The 15,933-nt window shown below is 61.6% G+C and carries 14 protein-coding genes; 2 read left to right on the top strand and 12 right to left on the bottom strand.

Going from position 1 to position 15,933, the window contains the following annotated elements; translation table 11 throughout:
• The first annotated feature begins 66 nt into the window (after positions 1-66).
• Entirely contained in the window at positions 67-786 is a 720-nt protein-coding gene (lexA, locus tag J3P73_RS11485; protein ID WP_018484707.1) for a transcriptional repressor LexA, read from the top strand.
• Here the strand turns inward: lexA and J3P73_RS11480 are convergent.
• Positions 767-3,199, bottom strand: coding sequence for a ComEC/Rec2 family competence protein (locus J3P73_RS11480; protein ID WP_130693075.1), 2,433 nt, complete (start codon positions 3,197-3,199; stop codon positions 767-769). The two genes, lexA and J3P73_RS11480, sit on opposite strands and share 20 nt — an antisense overlap.
• 289 nt (positions 3,200-3,488) lie before the next feature.
• Between J3P73_RS11480 and gltA the strand changes: the two genes are divergently transcribed.
• Positions 3,489-4,778: a citrate synthase gene (gene gltA / locus J3P73_RS11475; protein WP_018073470.1), complete on the top strand. Its 1,290-nt coding sequence runs from the start codon at positions 3,489-3,491 to the stop codon at positions 4,776-4,778.
• Positions 4,779-4,809: 31 nt separating this feature from the next.
• On the opposite strand, the gene lpxB is transcribed toward gltA, so the two are convergent.
• The 11 genes from lpxB to pyrH all read right to left on the bottom strand — a co-directional run bounded on the left by lpxB (position 4,810) and on the right by pyrH (position 15,900).
• Positions 4,810-5,988, bottom strand: a complete 1,179-nt coding sequence (lpxB, locus tag J3P73_RS11470) for a lipid-A-disaccharide synthase (protein WP_130689600.1) — start codon at positions 5,986-5,988, stop codon at positions 4,810-4,812.
• The gene (locus J3P73_RS11465) at positions 5,985-6,866 is read right to left on the bottom strand and encodes an LpxI family protein (RefSeq protein WP_018073468.1); all 882 of its coding nucleotides are present in this window, start codon (positions 6,864-6,866) and stop codon (positions 5,985-5,987) included. The genes lpxB and J3P73_RS11465 overlap by 4 nt, the downstream gene beginning before the upstream one ends.
• 3 nt (positions 6,867-6,869) lie before the next feature.
• Complete coding sequence (gene lpxA / locus J3P73_RS11460; protein WP_018073467.1) at positions 6,870-7,688, bottom strand: acyl-ACP--UDP-N-acetylglucosamine O-acyltransferase; 819 nt, start codon at positions 7,686-7,688, stop codon at positions 6,870-6,872.
• Positions 7,685-8,152, bottom strand: a complete 468-nt coding sequence (gene fabZ / locus J3P73_RS11455) for a 3-hydroxyacyl-ACP dehydratase FabZ (RefSeq protein ID WP_018484702.1) — start codon at positions 8,150-8,152, stop codon at positions 7,685-7,687. The genes lpxA and fabZ overlap by 4 nt, the downstream gene beginning before the upstream one ends.
• The gene (gene lpxD / locus J3P73_RS11450) at positions 8,145-9,209 is read right to left on the bottom strand and encodes a UDP-3-O-(3-hydroxymyristoyl)glucosamine N-acyltransferase (RefSeq protein ID WP_024320705.1); all 1,065 of its coding nucleotides are present in this window, start codon (positions 9,207-9,209) and stop codon (positions 8,145-8,147) included. The genes fabZ and lpxD overlap by 8 nt, the downstream gene beginning before the upstream one ends.
• Positions 9,210-9,259: 50 nt before the next feature.
• Positions 9,260-11,593, bottom strand: coding sequence for an outer membrane protein assembly factor BamA (gene bamA / locus J3P73_RS11445; RefSeq protein ID WP_130693074.1), 2,334 nt, complete (start codon positions 11,591-11,593; stop codon positions 9,260-9,262).
• 198 nt (positions 11,594-11,791) lie between these two features.
• Positions 11,792-12,925, bottom strand: coding sequence for an RIP metalloprotease RseP (gene rseP / locus J3P73_RS11440; RefSeq protein ID WP_018073463.1), 1,134 nt, complete (start codon positions 12,923-12,925; stop codon positions 11,792-11,794).
• Positions 12,926-12,953: 28 nt separating this feature from the next.
• Positions 12,954-13,784, bottom strand: coding sequence for a phosphatidate cytidylyltransferase (locus J3P73_RS11435; protein ID WP_130655311.1), 831 nt, complete (start codon positions 13,782-13,784; stop codon positions 12,954-12,956).
• Positions 13,784-14,527: an isoprenyl transferase gene (locus tag J3P73_RS11430; protein ID WP_018073461.1), complete on the bottom strand. Its 744-nt coding sequence runs from the start codon at positions 14,525-14,527 to the stop codon at positions 13,784-13,786. Before J3P73_RS11430 ends, J3P73_RS11435 begins: the two co-directional genes overlap by 1 nt.
• 37 nt (positions 14,528-14,564) lie before the next feature.
• Positions 14,565-15,125 (bottom strand): ribosome recycling factor, encoded by a 561-nt coding sequence (gene frr / locus J3P73_RS11425; protein ID WP_017964143.1) that lies wholly within the window; start codon positions 15,123-15,125, stop codon positions 14,565-14,567.
• 52 nt (positions 15,126-15,177) lie between these two features.
• The gene (gene pyrH, locus J3P73_RS11420) at positions 15,178-15,900 is read right to left on the bottom strand and encodes a UMP kinase (protein WP_003539289.1); all 723 of its coding nucleotides are present in this window, start codon (positions 15,898-15,900) and stop codon (positions 15,178-15,180) included.
• Positions 15,901-15,933 lie beyond the last annotated feature (33 nt).

Genomic DNA, 15,933 nt, shown 5'->3' with positions numbered 1-15,933 from the left:
GCGGAACACATATGGAACATATAGTGTCTGTTCTGGATTTGTTTCAATCACGAGGTCACAACGTCGATGCTCACGCGCAAACAACAGGAGCTTCTCCTTTTCATTCACGAGCGCATGAAAGAATCCGGCGTTCCGCCGTCTTTCGACGAAATGAAGGATGCGCTGGACCTCGCCTCGAAGTCCGGGATTCACCGGCTGATCACGGCGCTCGAGGAACGTGGCTTCATTCGCCGCCTACCGAACCGTGCTCGTGCGCTTGAGGTCATCAAGCTTCCGGAGGCCTACAGCCCCAGCATTCAGCCCCGGCGCGGCTTTTCGCCGAGCGTCATCGAGGGCAGCCTCGGCAAGCCCCAGCCGGTCGCCGCCCCCGCTGCCGCAAAACCCGTTGCCGACAACGGCAACTCGGTTTCCGTGCCGGTCATGGGCCGTATCGCCGCCGGCGTTCCGATCTCGGCGATCCAGAACAATACCCACGACATCGTCGTTCCGGCCGACATGCTCGGTTCCGGTGAACATTATGCGCTGGAGGTCAAGGGCGATTCGATGATCGACGCCGGCATCTTCGACGGCGACACGGTGATCATTCGCAACGGCAGCACCGCAAGTCCCGGTGACATCGTCGTGGCTCTCGTCGACGACGAGGAAGCAACACTCAAACGCTTCCGCCGCAAGGGCGCCTCGATCGCGCTCGAAGCCGCCAACCCGGCTTACGAGACCCGAATCTTCGGGCCGGACCGCGTCAAGGTGCAAGGCAAACTCGTCGGTCTCATTCGCCGCTATCACTGACACTGGGCGGGCCGGATTCGGCAAAACTGTTGCTGCGCCAGTCATAGGCGCGATGGCGCATCCATGGCCGCGACAGATCATCGAATGCGGCTGTGACGTCCAGGCCGGCATCGGCGAAGCGTAATTCGACGGAACCGGTCCTGCGCAGCGTCTCACCGGTGAAGAGCGTCGCACCTGAGCGGCAGCTGTTGAAGCGCAGGCGCACCGACGTCACGACGATATCGGCCGCATCGCAGGCCGGACCGAGATAGGCGGCATTGTCGATGACAGCAACCACGCGACCATTGCCAAGCCTTGATGTGCACCAGGCCTTCTTGACGCAAGAAAAGCGGTTTGCGTCAGCGCTCGTTGCAGCCGCCCGCATCGCCGACCTTGCTTCGTTCTGCTGATCGCGGGAAAGCCTGACGCGGCGGTCTTCTCCCTCCGGCGGGATAGCAGGCCCCTCCAGCATCTTCGGCGGGTGATGCGTCGGCAGGACCAGCGCTCTCTGCCACTGGTCGAAGATGAAATCCGGCGGTCTTTCGCGGTTGGAAGCCATGGCCGCCGTCTCGACGACCGCGACGAGACCACCATCCTCCGAAATTACCAGATCCGGCGGCCGGGGAACTGGCAGAAGCAACAGGATGAGTGTTGCGACCGCGATGATTGATGTGCCGATATGGCGCAGCCGGGTGCGGAGCAGCGTCAACAGCAGAAAGCCGGCGACGGCGACCGCGAAATACCAGGCGGGCAAGCGGCCGACGTCGATATTGCCACCCCAGCCGGACACGGTCTTTGCGACCGCGATCACCAGATCGAGGCCGAATCCGACGACCTTCCAGGGCAAAACGTCCAGACCGAAAGGCATGAGCAGCATCGCCAGCAGGCCGGCCGGCATGATGATGAAGGAGATGATCGGCATCGTCGCGAGGTTTGCCGGCAGGCCGTAGGCGGTCAAGCGATGAAAATGCTCGATCGAAAACAGCGCGGTGGAAAACCCACCGATCAGCGAGGTCAGGAAGACGCCGCCGAAGAAGCCCGCAACCGTAACGATGGGCCGAAACACCGGCAGCTTCAGGAAGGCGTTTTCGCGGATGCCCCGGTCCTTCCACAGCTGATAACCCGATACCAACGCCAACGTCGCGGCAAAGGACATCTGGAAGCTCGGACCCAAGACCTCGGACGGTGAAATGGCGATGATGACAAGCGCGGAGAGCGCGACGTTGCGCAGGCTGATCGACGGCCGGTCGAAGAAGACCGCAATCAACATGATGGCCATCATGATGAAGGCGCGTTCGGCGGAGACCGCAAAGCCCGAGATCAGGAAATAGGCCGTGACGGCAAGCAGCGCGCCGGCGGCGGCGATCTTCTTGGTCGGATAGGCCTGGGCGACGCCGGGAAAGAGGCTGAGCAGCATCCGGAAACCGACGAAGAAGATGCCGGCCGACAGCGCCATGTTGAGGCCCGAGATGGCGATGATATGAGCCAGGCCGGACTGGCGCAGCGCCTCCGTCGTTTCATTCGAGATGGCACGCCGCTCGTCCGTCACGAGAGCAGCGGCGAAAGCGCCGGTGTCGCCGGGTAGGATCGACCTTATGCGGTCGCCAATGCCGCTGCGCAGCCGGTAGAGCCCTTCGAGCAGTGCTTCCCACGTCGATCTTGCGGCCTGCGGACCTGCCTGCAAGTCGACCTTCTCCGGCGCCCCGTAGAAGAAGCCGTTGGCGCCGATGCCATCGAAATAGGCACCGAAGCAGAAGTCGTTGAGCTCAGGAAGTGCCGGGCCTGCCGGCGGCGTCAGCCGCGCCCTGCCGGTGATGATATCACCGATTTCGAAAGGCGCCTCCGCGCCGCGGGCGATCGCGGTTATGCGTTCCGGCGGCCGCTTCACCTCCGGCGCCTCCGTGCCGGTGACGGCAAGAATATAGCGCCACCGGCCGCGACCGTCGCCTTCGCGCCGTTCGACACGGCCGGTCACCGTCGTCGTGACGGCGGAATCGAGGATCACGGTCGAAGCCCGCCGGCTCTCGAGCTGCGCCGAAACCACGCCGCAGGCCACAAGTGCAAGCGCCAGCAGCGTTGCCCGCAACGCCGCCCGGCTGCGGCTGGCGATGAGAACCGCGACGGTCAGCACCAACAGGCAGAGCAGCGATGCAACGAGCGGAAAGTCCGATGCGGCCAGAAACCAGAAGGCTGCCCCGGCGCCGAGGAAGACCGGCGAGACCAGCAGCAGACGGCCATGGTCCGCCTCTTCGCCCAGCAAGCGCATGCCGATACACAGCGATTGCGAGGCTGCCGCCGGCAGCCGGTACCGCAAGGGGCTCGTCGACTGCGTCCTTGCCGGCCGCGTCACCACAACAGGCGGAGAAAAACCGGCAGTGTCGGCAAGGCCGGCGCCTGCTTCCGGCCGCAATTCGACTGTCGTCAACTCCTGCATGTGCCGCCCAAGATCACCCGCCCAGGCAGCCAGAATGCAACCGCCAATCAAATCCGGCAAGAATAATCGATTGAAAAGCGAGGGAAAATTGAAGGAGCCAAAAGAGCAGTCGAATCATCGGCTTCGATATGCGTATAGCTCATCGCTGCACTGCCTAAAAGATGATGCCGCAATGCACAAAATGCCGCCACGGTAACTTGGCATTAGCCTCGCGATCATATAGCTATCGATGAGGACGCTTAACCCCTATGGCGCTTTTATGGCGCCACCGCCATTTCGGAGGATCAGCATGACGGATCAAAGCGCTACAATAAAAATCGGTGACAAGTCTGTCGACCTTGCTGTCAAAAGCGGCACGATCGGCCCGAGCGTCATCGATATCGGTGCCCTCTACAAGAACACGGCTTCCTTCACCTACGATCCGGGTTTCACCTCGACTGCATCCTGTGAATCGAAGATCACCTACATCGACGGCGACGAAGGTGTCCTGTTGCATCGCGGCTATCCGATCGAGCAGCTCGCCGAGCATGGCGACTTCCTCGAGGTCTGCTACCTGCTGCTTTACGGCGAGCTGCCGACCACCGTGCAGAAGAAGGATTTCGATTACCGCGTCACGCACCACACCATGGTGCACGAGCAGATGAGCCGCTTCTTCACCGGCTTCCGCCGCGATGCGCATCCGATGGCTGTCATGTGCGGCTGCGTCGGCGCGCTGTCGGCCTTCTATCACGACTCCACAGACATCACCGATCCGCACCAGCGCATGGTCGCCAGCCTGCGTATGATCGCCAAGATGCCGACACTTGCCGCAATGGCCTACAAGTACCATATCGGCCAGCCCTTCGTTTATCCGAAGAACGACCTCGACTACGCCTCGAACTTCCTGCGCATGTGCTTTGCTGTGCCTTGCGAGGAATATGTGGTCAATCCGGTGCTTGCCCGCGCCATGGACCGCATCTTCATCCTGCATGCCGATCACGAGCAGAACGCTTCGACCTCGACCGTCCGTCTCGCCGGTTCGTCGGGCGCCAACCCGTTCGCCTGCATCGCCGCCGGTATCGCCTGCCTCTGGGGCCCCGCCCACGGCGGCGCCAACGAAGCAGCGCTCAACATGCTGCACGAAATCGGCACAGTCGACCACATTCCGGAATATATCGCTCGCGCCAAGGACAAGAACGATCCGTTCCGCCTGATGGGCTTCGGCCACCGCGTCTACAAGAACTATGATCCGCGCGCCAAGATCATGCAGAAGACGACGCATGAAGTGCTCGGCGAACTCGGCATCAAGGACGATCCGTTGCTTGAAGTGGCGATGGAGCTGGAGCGCATCGCGCTCACCGATGAATATTTCATCGAGAAGAAGCTCTATCCGAACATCGACTTCTATTCCGGAATCACCCTGAAGGCGCTGGGCTTCCCCACGACCATGTTCACTGTGCTCTTCGCGCTCGCCCGCACCGTCGGCTGGATCGCGCAGTGGAACGAGATGATCGAGGATCCGGAACAGCGCATCGGCCGTCCGCGCCAGCTCTATGTCGGCGAACCGAAGCGCGATTACATCCCGGTTTCGAAGCGCTGATCGCTTCAAAAGAACCCAAAAGAAAACCCGGTCAGAAACGACCGGGTTTTTTCTTTTTTAAGACGTCGAGAAGGATCTCGGCAGCGTGCTCGCCGGGCGGCGTTTCGGTCTGCATGCGTTGCCAGACGAGATCGTAACCCTCGTTCATCGCCTTCAGTTGGAACGTGTCGGCCGACAGCCGCTCCATCCAGCGCGCCAGGCTGGCGCCGCGAACGATCTCGTTCAGATATTCCGGCACGACGGCATAATCGGCGATGATATTGGGCAATGCGCCCGTCCACACCTTGATGCGCGGGGCGAGCAGGCGGATGATCCAATCCGTCTTGTAGACGGACACTGTTGGCACGCCGGCAAGGGCGAGTTCGAGGATCACCGTGCCGGAGGCTGCCATCGCTGCATCCGCTTCGGCAAAGGCCTTCCATTTCTGCGCCGGCCCGACCGCCACCTCCGGCGGCGTGGCCCAGCCGGCAACCAGACCCTTCACCAGCGCTTCGTTGTGCGGCACGGTCGGCAGCAGGAATCGCATCGGGCCGTTGCGGGCGACGAGTTCCTTGGCCGCGTCCTCGAAGAACGGCAGGAGCTTGGCGATTTCGGAGGATCTTGATCCCGGGAGCATCAGGATCGCCCTGCCCGCTTCGCCGGCGAGTGCACGCGCGGCACGCAGCCGCCGCGCTTCGAGCAGCGCTGGGTCGGCGGTCAGACGATGGCCGACATAAGTGGTCTCAGGCCCGCCGAGCGCACGCATCGTCGCCGGCTCGAAGGGCAGGACGGCGAGCACGTGATCGACATAGGGCAGCATGCGCGTCGCGCGATATTCCTTCCAGGCCCAGACGCTCGGACAGACATAATTGACGACAGGCAGATCGGGCAGTGCGGTACGGACACGCTTAGCGACTCGGTGGGTGAAATCCGGGCTGTCGATGATGAGCAGGATATCTGGCCTGGTAGCGATGATGGCCGCTGTCGTCTGGCGGATCAGGGTATAGAGCCTTGGCAGCCGGCTCAGCACCTGGGTGATGCCCATGATCGACAGCTCGGAAAAATCGAACAGCGATTTCAAACCTTGGGCCTGAAGCCCCTCACCGCCGACACCGACGAGTTCGATCGGTCCGGCATGGATCCGCTTCAGGGCCGCGACCAGATCGGCGCCGAGCAGGTCACCCGACACCTCGCCGGCGATGACGGCGATCTTCAGCGGCGCCCCGGTCATTCAAGCCCCCATGCCGGCAGCTCGCGATCGATGCCGCAGACGAAAAGCCCGGCCTCATCGGCGGCCTTGAGGACGGCGGCGCGATCGAGCACGAGCGAACGGCCCGCCTCGACCGCAACGCCGGCAAGGCCCGCCTTCTTTGCATTCAGGACCGTGGAAACGCCGATCGCCGGCAGGTCTGCGCGAATATCCTGCTGAGGCTTGCAGAGCTTGACGAGCGCGCCGCGACGGCGTGGAGAGATGCGTCCGGCGGCTCTGAGACCGGCGACACGCTCCAGCATCTCGTCCGTGCCTTCCGGCCCCTCCAGCGCGACGATGCGCCCGCCGATGGCCACGGCGCCCTGGCCGACATCCAGCCGGCCGAGCATTTCGGCGGCTTCCGCCGCGCGGTTGATATCGCGCCGGTCTTCTTCGCCCGGTATCGCCGTGCCGAGCGGGCCGACGGCGGCAAGAAGGTCGGGGGCGATCTCATGGGCGCCGACGACACGCCGGCCGTTTCCCTCGATCAGCCGGATCACCATCTGCAGCACCGTATCGTCGCCGCCGGACAGCAAGGTGCGGATCGCGGCCGGCATCTTCATGAGAGTGCGCAGCGTCGGCCGCACCTCGCGCCATTCCGGCCGGCGGCGCACGCTGCCGGACATGACGACACGGCCGATGCCATAGCGGTTGAGCAACCCCTCAAGGGCTGCAAAATCGCCGATGGCGATGACGGCGTGGTCATAACCTTCCCAGCGCCGGTCGCTTTCATCCTTCAGCGCGACGATGACGGGATTTTCGCCCGCCGCGCGCGCGGCTTCGGCGACATAGGAAGGCAGAAGACCGCCGCCGGCGATGATCGCCAGCCGGCCCGCAGCGGTGTCGCCTGATAAAGCCACGGACTAACCCTTCTGCCCCCGGGTCGGCGAGGACAAGGCGCGGTCGCTGTCGGCGGCGATGAAGTCGAGGATGTGGACCACCGGCTCGCAATCGGCATATTCTTCGCGGATGGCGGCAGCGTTTTCACGGACGGAGCCCGTTCCTTCGAAGATCGACTTATAGGCGCGACGTACCCTGTGAATGACGGCGCGGTCGACGCCGGCGCGCGTCATGCCGACGACGTTGAGGCCGCTCAGCAGCCCGGGATTGCCGTTCAGCATGCCGTAGGGAATGACGTCGTAACTCACTGCCGAGAGCCCGCCGACGAAGGCGTGACGGCCGACGCGGGTGAACTGGTGAACGGCCGAACCGCCGCCCAGGATGACGCGATCCTCGATGACGACATGGCCGGCGAGCATGACGTTGTTCGACATGATCACATGATTGCCGACCCGGCAGTCGTGCGCGACATGCGAATTGGCAAGGAAGAGGTTATTATCGCCGACGATTGTCTGGCCACCAAAATCGGCCGTGCCGGTGTTCATCGTCACGCCTTCGCGGATCGTGCAGTTGGCGCCGACCGTCAGCGTCGTCTCCTCGCCGCCGTGATGCACGCTCTGCGGATCGCCGCCGACGACCGCCATCGGGAAGATGCGCGTGCCCTTGCCGATCACGGTGCGGCCGGTCACGACCGCATGCGACAAAAGCTCGACATTCGCATGCAGGATGACGTGCGAGCCTACATGGCAGAACGGACCGATCTTGACGCCCTCACCGATGGTCGCGCCGTCTTCAACGACAGCCATCGGATGAATGCGGGCGCTTTCGGCGATAGTACTCATGCCTGATCCTTACGAACGATCATCGCGCCGATATCGGCCTCGGCAACAAGCGCGCCGTCGACCTTGGCATCGCAATGGAATTTCCAGATATTGCCACGCTGCTTCTGCTTCCTGACATGGAATTCAACACGATCGCCGGGTAAGACGGGCTTGCGGAAGCGCGCATTCTCGATGGTCATGAAATAGACGAGGTTGCCGGGCTGGCCATCCTTCTTGGCACAGATCGCACCCGCGGTCTGAGCCATGCCCTCGATCAAGAGAACGCCGGGCATGATCGGAGATTCCGGAAAATGGCCGGTGAAATGTGGTTCGTTCACTGTGACGTTCTTGATGCCGATCGCCGTGTTATCGCCGTCGATCTCGATGATCTTGTCGACCATGAGAAACGGGTAACGATGCGGCAGCAGCTTCATGATCTCGATGATGTCAGCCGAAGAAAGCGTTGTCGTGGCTTCCTCAGTCATTTTGCTCGCCTCCAGGTTTCTTCCCGCGCAACTTCGTCTTGGACATTTGTTGCGCGACATCTCTCAGATAGTCATTCAGCGGACGCGCAGGTGTACCACCATATTGTCCGCCGGCGGCAAGATCGGTCATGATACCGCTTTGGGCGGCGATCTGCACGCCGTCGCCGATCGTCACATGCCCCTTGATGCCGACCTGGCCGCCGATCTGCACGCCATTGCCGATCTTCGCGCTGCCGGCAATGCCGACCTGCGCGACGATGGCGCAATGGCGGCCGATCTGAACGTTGTGGCCGATCTGTACCTGGTTGTCGATCTTGGTGCCTTCACCGATCACCGTATCGTCCATGGCGCCACGGTCGATCGTGGTGTTGGCGCCGATCTCGACATTATCCTGGATGATCACCCGGCCAATCTGGACGATCTTGATCATGCCGCGCGGACCCGGCGCATAACCGAAACCATCCTGGCCAATGCGGGCGCCGTTGTGGATAATGACGCCGTTGCCGAGCAGAGCGCAGAGAATGCTCGCGCCGGCCGCAATCGAACAATCCCGGCCAATCTTGACATTCGGGCCGATGATGCTCTGCGCGCCAATACGCGTCCCTTCGCCGATCTCGGCATGCGCACCGATGACGGCCATCGGCTCGACGATCACACCTTTTTCAAGCTTGGCGCTCGGATCGATCACCGCGCTTGGCGCGATCTCACTTTCACCGGAAATGGCGACCGGGCGCAGTGCCGCGGGATAGAATAGGCCGCCAGCCATCGCGAAGGCCGCATGCGGATTAGACGACAGCATGACCGGGAGATGTTGGGGGACGAGATCGGCGAGCGCCTTGTCGCAGATCACCGCCGAGGCTTCGCATGTCGCCAGTTCATCGCGGCTGCGGCGCGACAGGATATAACAGATATCGCCTGCCCGTGCCCGACTGATGGGGGCAACGGACTTGACGATAACATCGGCATGGTCGGAATTGACAAGCTCCGCCCCAAGAAACTCTGCCAGCTCAGCGAGCCTCAGACCTTCATGGGGCAGAAAAAAAACGTTTTGCTCCATCGGCAATGCTCCAGAACGGAATTGAGTCTTACAGTTCCGGACTGCCGATATCAGAATTGGTTGTTGATGCCAAACTTGAAGTTCTGCGTCTTGTCGAAGTCTTCCTTGAGGACCGGGATCGCGTAATCCAGACGCAATGCACCGAAGGGAGACTGCCAGACAACACCGACACCGACGGAAGCACGCAGCGAAGCGCTGGTGCCCTCGGCCTGGTCGGACCCGAGAAGCTCGACATCATTGCCAAACAGCGTGCCGGCATCGGCAAAGACTGCGCCGCGCAGATTGAAGTCACGCGGGAAGCCCGGCATTGGGAAGGTCGCTTCAGCAGACGCCGTGAAATAGGTCGTGCCACCGAGCGGATCGTCGTGGTCCCCGGTGATGCGCGGGCCGATACCCTTGTTCTCGAAACCGCGAATATCGCCGTTGGTCAGCGTGAACTGGTCGAAGACGTTCAGATGGTCTCCGAAAGGAACGACATAACCAGCCGAACCCGAGACCGAGCCGATGATATCAGCATCGTCGGCAAGCAGATGGTAATAGCGGGCCTTGCCGTAGATCTTGTAGAACTGCGAGTCGCCGCCGAGGCCGGCAATTTCCTGCGTCGCCGTCGCATAGATGCCTTCACGCGGCAGGACGGTGTCGTCAAGCGTGTTGTAGGTCAGCGTCTGCGAGACGGAAGAGCGTGTCCACGGGCTCTCGTCGACCAGATTGGCGTAGGTCGCCGACAGGTCAGAGGTATCGCCGTCGTATTTCATCTGCTTGTAGTTATAACGGAAGGTCGTCGCCAGATCTTCGGTAATCGGCGCGGTGACGCGCAGGACGACGCTGGTTTCCTCGTAATCGTAGTCGTCATTGCTCGACGTTTCGCTGCGATTGACGTCGAAGCCTGCCGCCAGACGGTAGCCGAGGAAATAGGGTTCGGTGAAGCTGACGCCGTAAGCGCGCGAGCCTTCCTGGCCGCCGCCGGCCGAGATGCGGATGTATTGGCCGCGGCCGAGGAAGTTCTTTTCCTCGATCGATGCTTCGAGCAGCAAGCCGTCGCCGCCGGCGGCATAACCCGCGCCGATACCGAACGAACCGGTCGACTGATCCTGCACGTCGACGACCACCACGACACGGTCCGGGGAACTGCCCGGCTGGGTGGAGATGTTGACCGAGGAGAAATAACCGAGCGCTTCGAGACGACGCTTGGCCTTGGTGATCATCTGCTGGTTGAAGGCGTCGCCTTCGCTCATGTCGAATTCGCGGCGGATGACGTAGTCGCGCGTGCGGCTGTTGCCGCGGATCTCGATGCGCTCGACATAGGCGCGCTCGCCCTGGTCGACGAGATATTCAACACCGATCGTGTCGTTGTTGAGGTCGCGGTTACCGCGCGGCGTGACGCGTGCAAAGGGATAACCGGCAGACGCCACCTGATCGGAGATCGCCTCGATCGACTTCTGCACTTCCTTGGCGCTGTAGACCTGGCCTTCGCGGGTGCGCACGAGCGGCTGCAACTGGTCTGAGCCGACGCCTTCGACGGTCGACTGGACGGTCACCGGTCCGAAGTCGTAACGCTGGCCTTCCTCGATGTTGAAGGTCAGCGTATATTTGTTGGTCGCATCGTCGAAGGTGGCATCGGAAGAGACGATGCGCATGTCGGCGTAGCCGCGATTGTAATAGAACTGGCGCAGCGCTTCTTCGTCGGCGTGGAGCTTGTCTTCGTTGTAGACGTCCTTGCGGGTCAGGAACGACAGGAAGTTCGAACGCTTGGTGGCGATCACGGCAGCCAGGCGGCCGGCGCTATAGGCATTATTGCCGACGAAGTTGATCGAATCGATCTTGGTGCGGTCACCCTCGTTGATGACGAAGGCAAGGTTGACGCGGCCTTCGCCGAGCGGCACCACCTGCGTCGTGACTTCGACCTCGCTGCGACCGGTGGCCGCGTAGGCGTCCTTGATCGACTGGATGTCAGCCTGAATCTGGGTGTCGCTATAAGGGCCGGCAGCATGGGTCTGGACGACAGTCGCGAGCTTGTCGTCCTTGATCTTGCGGTTGCCGTTGAAGACAACCTGATTGACGAGCTGGGCTTCCTGGACGTTGACGACGAGCGTGCTTCCGGAGACCGAGATCTTGACGTCGGAGAAGTAACCCGTCCCGTAGAGCTGCTTGACCGAGGCATCGATATCGCTGTTGGAAAAACTCTTGCCGGGAGCGATGGTAAGGTTCGACCGTACGGCTTCCGCGCCGACGCGGCTTGCGCCGCGCACATCGATGCGCTGGATAACCGCGGCCTCAGCGGCCGTAGCGGAAACGAACGTCAAAGCACCTGCGCCCGAAGCAACAACACTAGCAGACAGCGCAACCGCCGATACTGCGTTCAAAAACTTTGAACCAGCCTTCATTTCACCCATTACCTTTGTTTCCCTCGTCCCCGGTTCCGGGAGAACCCGATTCCGGTCACGTGTGTCGTTTTACCCGCTTTTGACATACAAGCAAGGCAGGTCGTTAATTTCTGTTTACTTCATTTGCAAGCGTGACCCATTCGCCACTACAGCCTTGAAACATCGTAAATAAATAGTAATTAGCCTCGCCCTGCGCGTTTACCCTATCCACGACCCGATGTCATTCCAAGTCGTGAAAACCATCAACGTCAGGATCATCGCCAGGCCGATGCGAAATGCAATTTCCTGGGCTGTGGAACCCAGCGGCTTCCCCCTCACCGCTTCCACCGCATAGAACATCAAGTGGCCGCCATCAAGTACCGGAACCGGCATCAGGTTAAGCAATCCTATCGAAACAGAAAGCACCGCCGCAAGCTGCAACACTGCGCCTATCCCAAGCGACGCCATCTGGCCCGAGGCTTGCGCGACGCGGATCGGCCCACCCAATTGATCGGCGCGCATCGTTCCGCTGAAGATGTTACCGATATATTTGAAGGTGCCTGTGACGATATCCCGGGTCTGGAGCACAGACTCACGCAGCGCCTGGAGCGGCGTATAGGTCTGCAGGCGGAAATTGCCGGCCTGCTGGTTGGTGACGATGCCGATCTGGCCGACCTCAGCCTTGTTACCGAACTGGTCAGTCGTGTCGGTGCGTTGCGGCACCATCGGCACGTCGAGCTTCTGGCCGGCGCGCTCGATCGTCACGACGATCTGCTGGCTCGGCCGGATGCTGACATAGCGGCGCACGTCGTCGAAGGTCTCGACCTTGCCGCCATCGATGGCGACCAATAGATCGCCTGGAAGGATGCCGGCGGCAGCAGCAGCGCCATCAGGCTTGACCTCGGCAACGACAGGATCGGCGATCATGCGGCCGTAGACCGAGAAAAGAATGGTGAAGATGGCGATCGCCAGCAGAAAATTGGCAATCGGGCCAGCCGCGACGGTTGCAGCGCGTTTCCACAGCTTGGCGCCGGCAAAGGAGCGCGCCCTGTCCTCTTCGGACATGGCGGCGATCTTGTCGGTGTCGGGCTTGCTCGAAGCATCCTCGTCGCCGAAGAACCGGACGTAGCCGCCAAGCGGGATCACCGAGATCTTCCAGCGGGTTCCGTGGCGGTCGGTGAAGCCGAATATCTCCGGACCGAAACCGACGGAAAAGGCAAGGATGCGAATGCCGCTCCAACGCCCGACGAGGTAATGGCCCATCTCATGCACGAAGACGAGCAGTGACAGCACGAGGATGAAGGTAACGATATTCCCCATCAAAAATGCGTATATGCCGCTCAGCGTTTCCATGAGTGCCTTCCGTCAGACTGCCGCGTTGTCAGAGTCCGAACAATGCCGCACCGAGCGACGTCATTCCGGTCCCCTTTATCAGGGAAAAAAGCCCTGCAAGCAAGAACGCCGAAAAACAGGCAAAAATCAGTCCGTCGACACGGTCCATGACGCCGCCATGGCCCGGAATGAGACGGCTGGAATCCTTGACGCCGAATTTCCGCTTGATGAACGATTCGAAAAGATCGCCGGACTGGCTGCAAACCGACAGAACAAGCGCCACGAAGGCGGCGATGATTTCAGCGCCCGGAAGGAGAAAATGAACGAGAACGACGCCGGCTGCGAGCGCCGAAACGGCGCCGCCGATTGCACCAGACCAGGTCTTTCCAGGCGAGATCGAAGGGGCAAGCTTCGGTCCGCCGAGCGCCCTGCCGACGAAATAGGCAAGGATATCGGTTGCCCAGACGACCGCAAAGACGAAGAGCATGGCGTAAAGGCCGGGCCGGTCATCGCTTCTGATCGCGGCAAGCGCCAGGCCGGTAGCGCCGGCATAAAACAGGCCAGCCGGAAACCAGCGGCTCGTGCCCTGCAAGATGATCAGGGCGATGCCGACGGCGGTGACGCCGGCCAGCATGCCGGCGGCGAATTCGAAATTGCCGACAAGCACGAGGAAGGCGATCGCCGCCTCGCCGATCCAGCCGACGGCATTGGCAACCCAATCGCGGGCGATACCGGTGATCTTCGACCATTCATAGTAGATCAGCAAGCCAATGACGACCGCCAGAATGCGGAAGGCAAGGCCGCCATACCAGGTGGCGGCGAGAACGATGGCCGCAAGAATCAGTCCTGAAACAATGCGGAGCTTCAATTCCCTCTGCATCAGGTGCCGACCGCGGCTGCCTGCGACGAGAGGCCGCCGAAGCGCCGGTCGCGAGAGGCGAATGTCTCGAGCGCCGAACGGAAGATCTCGGGGGTGAAATCCGGCCAGTATTCCGGAAGGAAGATGAATTCCGAATAGGCGGCCTGCCAAAGGAGGAAGTTGGAAAGCCGCTCCTCGCCGCTGGTGCGGATGATGAGATCCGGATCGGGGATACCTGCCGTGTCGAGACGGGCGTTGATCAGCGCCGGGGTGATGTCCTGCGCCCTCAGGCGGCCAGCCTCGACATCCCTGGCGAGGCTCACCGCGGCACGGGCGATCTCGTCACGAGAGCCATAGTTGAAGGCGATGACCAGCGTCAGCGCCGTGTTGTCCTTGGTCGTTTCCTCGGCTTCGAGCAGCAGGCCGAAAATGTCGCTGCGCAGGCTGTGGCGGTCGCCGATCACCTTGATCCGCACGTTCTGGCGATGGAGCTCGGCGAGGTCACGGCGGATGAAAGCCTTGAGCAGACCGAGCAGATCGGAGACCTCGGCTTCGGGCCGACGCCAGTTCTCCGAGGAGAAGGCAAAGAGGGTCAGATATTTTATGCCGACGGCGCCGGCGGCGCGTACTGTCTCGCGTACCGCCTCCACACCCTTGCGATGACCCATCGTGCGCGGCAGACCACGCTGCTTGGCCCAACGGCCATTGCCGTCCATGATGATGGCAACATGCTCTGGCACAGTTACAAATACAGATTCCGACATTTCCCGTCCGGTCTTTCCAGGCAAAGGCACAGATCCACTAGACCTGCATGATTTCCTTTTCCTTCTCGCCAAGCAAGCGGTCGACTTCGGAAATCGTTTCGTCCGTCATCTTCTGTACACGTTCCGACTGCGCCCGGCTCTCGTCCTGGCCGATGACGCCGTCCTTTTCGGCCTTCTTGAGGCCGTCCATGCCATCGCGGCGGACATGGCGAATCGCCACCTTGCTCTTTTCTGCATAGTCGTGCGCTACCTTGACGAGCGACTTGCGGCGCTCCTCGTTCAGTTCCGGCAGCGGAATGCGCAGGTTCTGGCCGTCGATGATCGGGTTGAGGCCGAGATTGGATTCGCGGATGCCGCGCTCGACGGCGCTGACCATCGACTTGTCCCAGACGGAAACCGACAGCATGCGCGGCTCAGGCACGGTGATGTTGGCGACCTGGTTCAGCGGCATGCGCGAACCATAGGCCTCGACCGTGACCGGGTCGAGGATGTTTGCCGAAGCACGGCCGGTGCGCAGCGATGCGATGTCGCCCTTGAATGCGGAAATCGCGCCATCCATGCGGCGCTTCAGTTCCTTGATATCGATACCTTCACTCATGTCGATGCTCCCGTCTGGCGAGGGCTGCGCCGAAACCGCGGCGCAGCTTATATCAGTTGTCGGAGACGATGGTCTTGAGGCCACCGCCCGTCAAGATTTCAGCAAAACCGCCTTTCTCGTGGATCGAGAAGACGATGATCGGAATGGAATTTTCTCTGGCCAGCGCCACGGCGGCAACGTCCATCACCGCCAGCCCCCTGTCCAGCACTTCCTGGTGCGTCAGCCGGTCGAGGCGGGTCGCATCGGGATATTTCTTTGGGTCGGCGGTGTAGATGCCGTCGACCTGCGTGCCCTTGAAGATCGCTTCCGCACCCATTTCGGCGGCGCGGAGTGCTGCAGCGGAATCGGTGGTGAAGAAGGGATTGCCGGTGCCGCCGGCAAAAATCACCACGCGTCCCATCGACAGATGGTAGAGGGTCGCGCGCTGCGAGAAACTTTCACAGATCTCCGGCATGGAGATGGCCGAAAGCACCACCGTATCGATGTTCAGCTTGCGCAGCGAGGTCGCCAGCGCCAGCGCGTTGATGATGGTGCCGAGCATGCCCATATGGTCGCCGGTGACCCGGTCGCCGCCCTTGGACGCTACCGCGACACCGCGGAAAATATTGCCGCCACCGACGACGACGCCGACTTCCACGCCCATATGCCTTGCCTCGGCGATGTCGGATGCAATGCGGTCCGCCACCGTCACATCGATCCCGAAACCCTGGCCACCCATGAGCGCTTCGCCGGAAGCCTTGAGTAGAACACGTTTATAGACAGGCTCTAAAGACATCTTGGCTCCTCGTAAATTGCCGTGAATGCCCGA

Origin of the sequence: Rhizobium ruizarguesonis, assembly GCF_017357285.1 — a bacterium.
GTDB classification, from domain to species: Bacteria; Pseudomonadota; Alphaproteobacteria; order Rhizobiales; family Rhizobiaceae; genus Rhizobium; species Rhizobium ruizarguesonis.
Note: the sequence above shows the minus strand (reverse complement) of the source record. Positions and strands in the feature narration are given on the sequence as shown.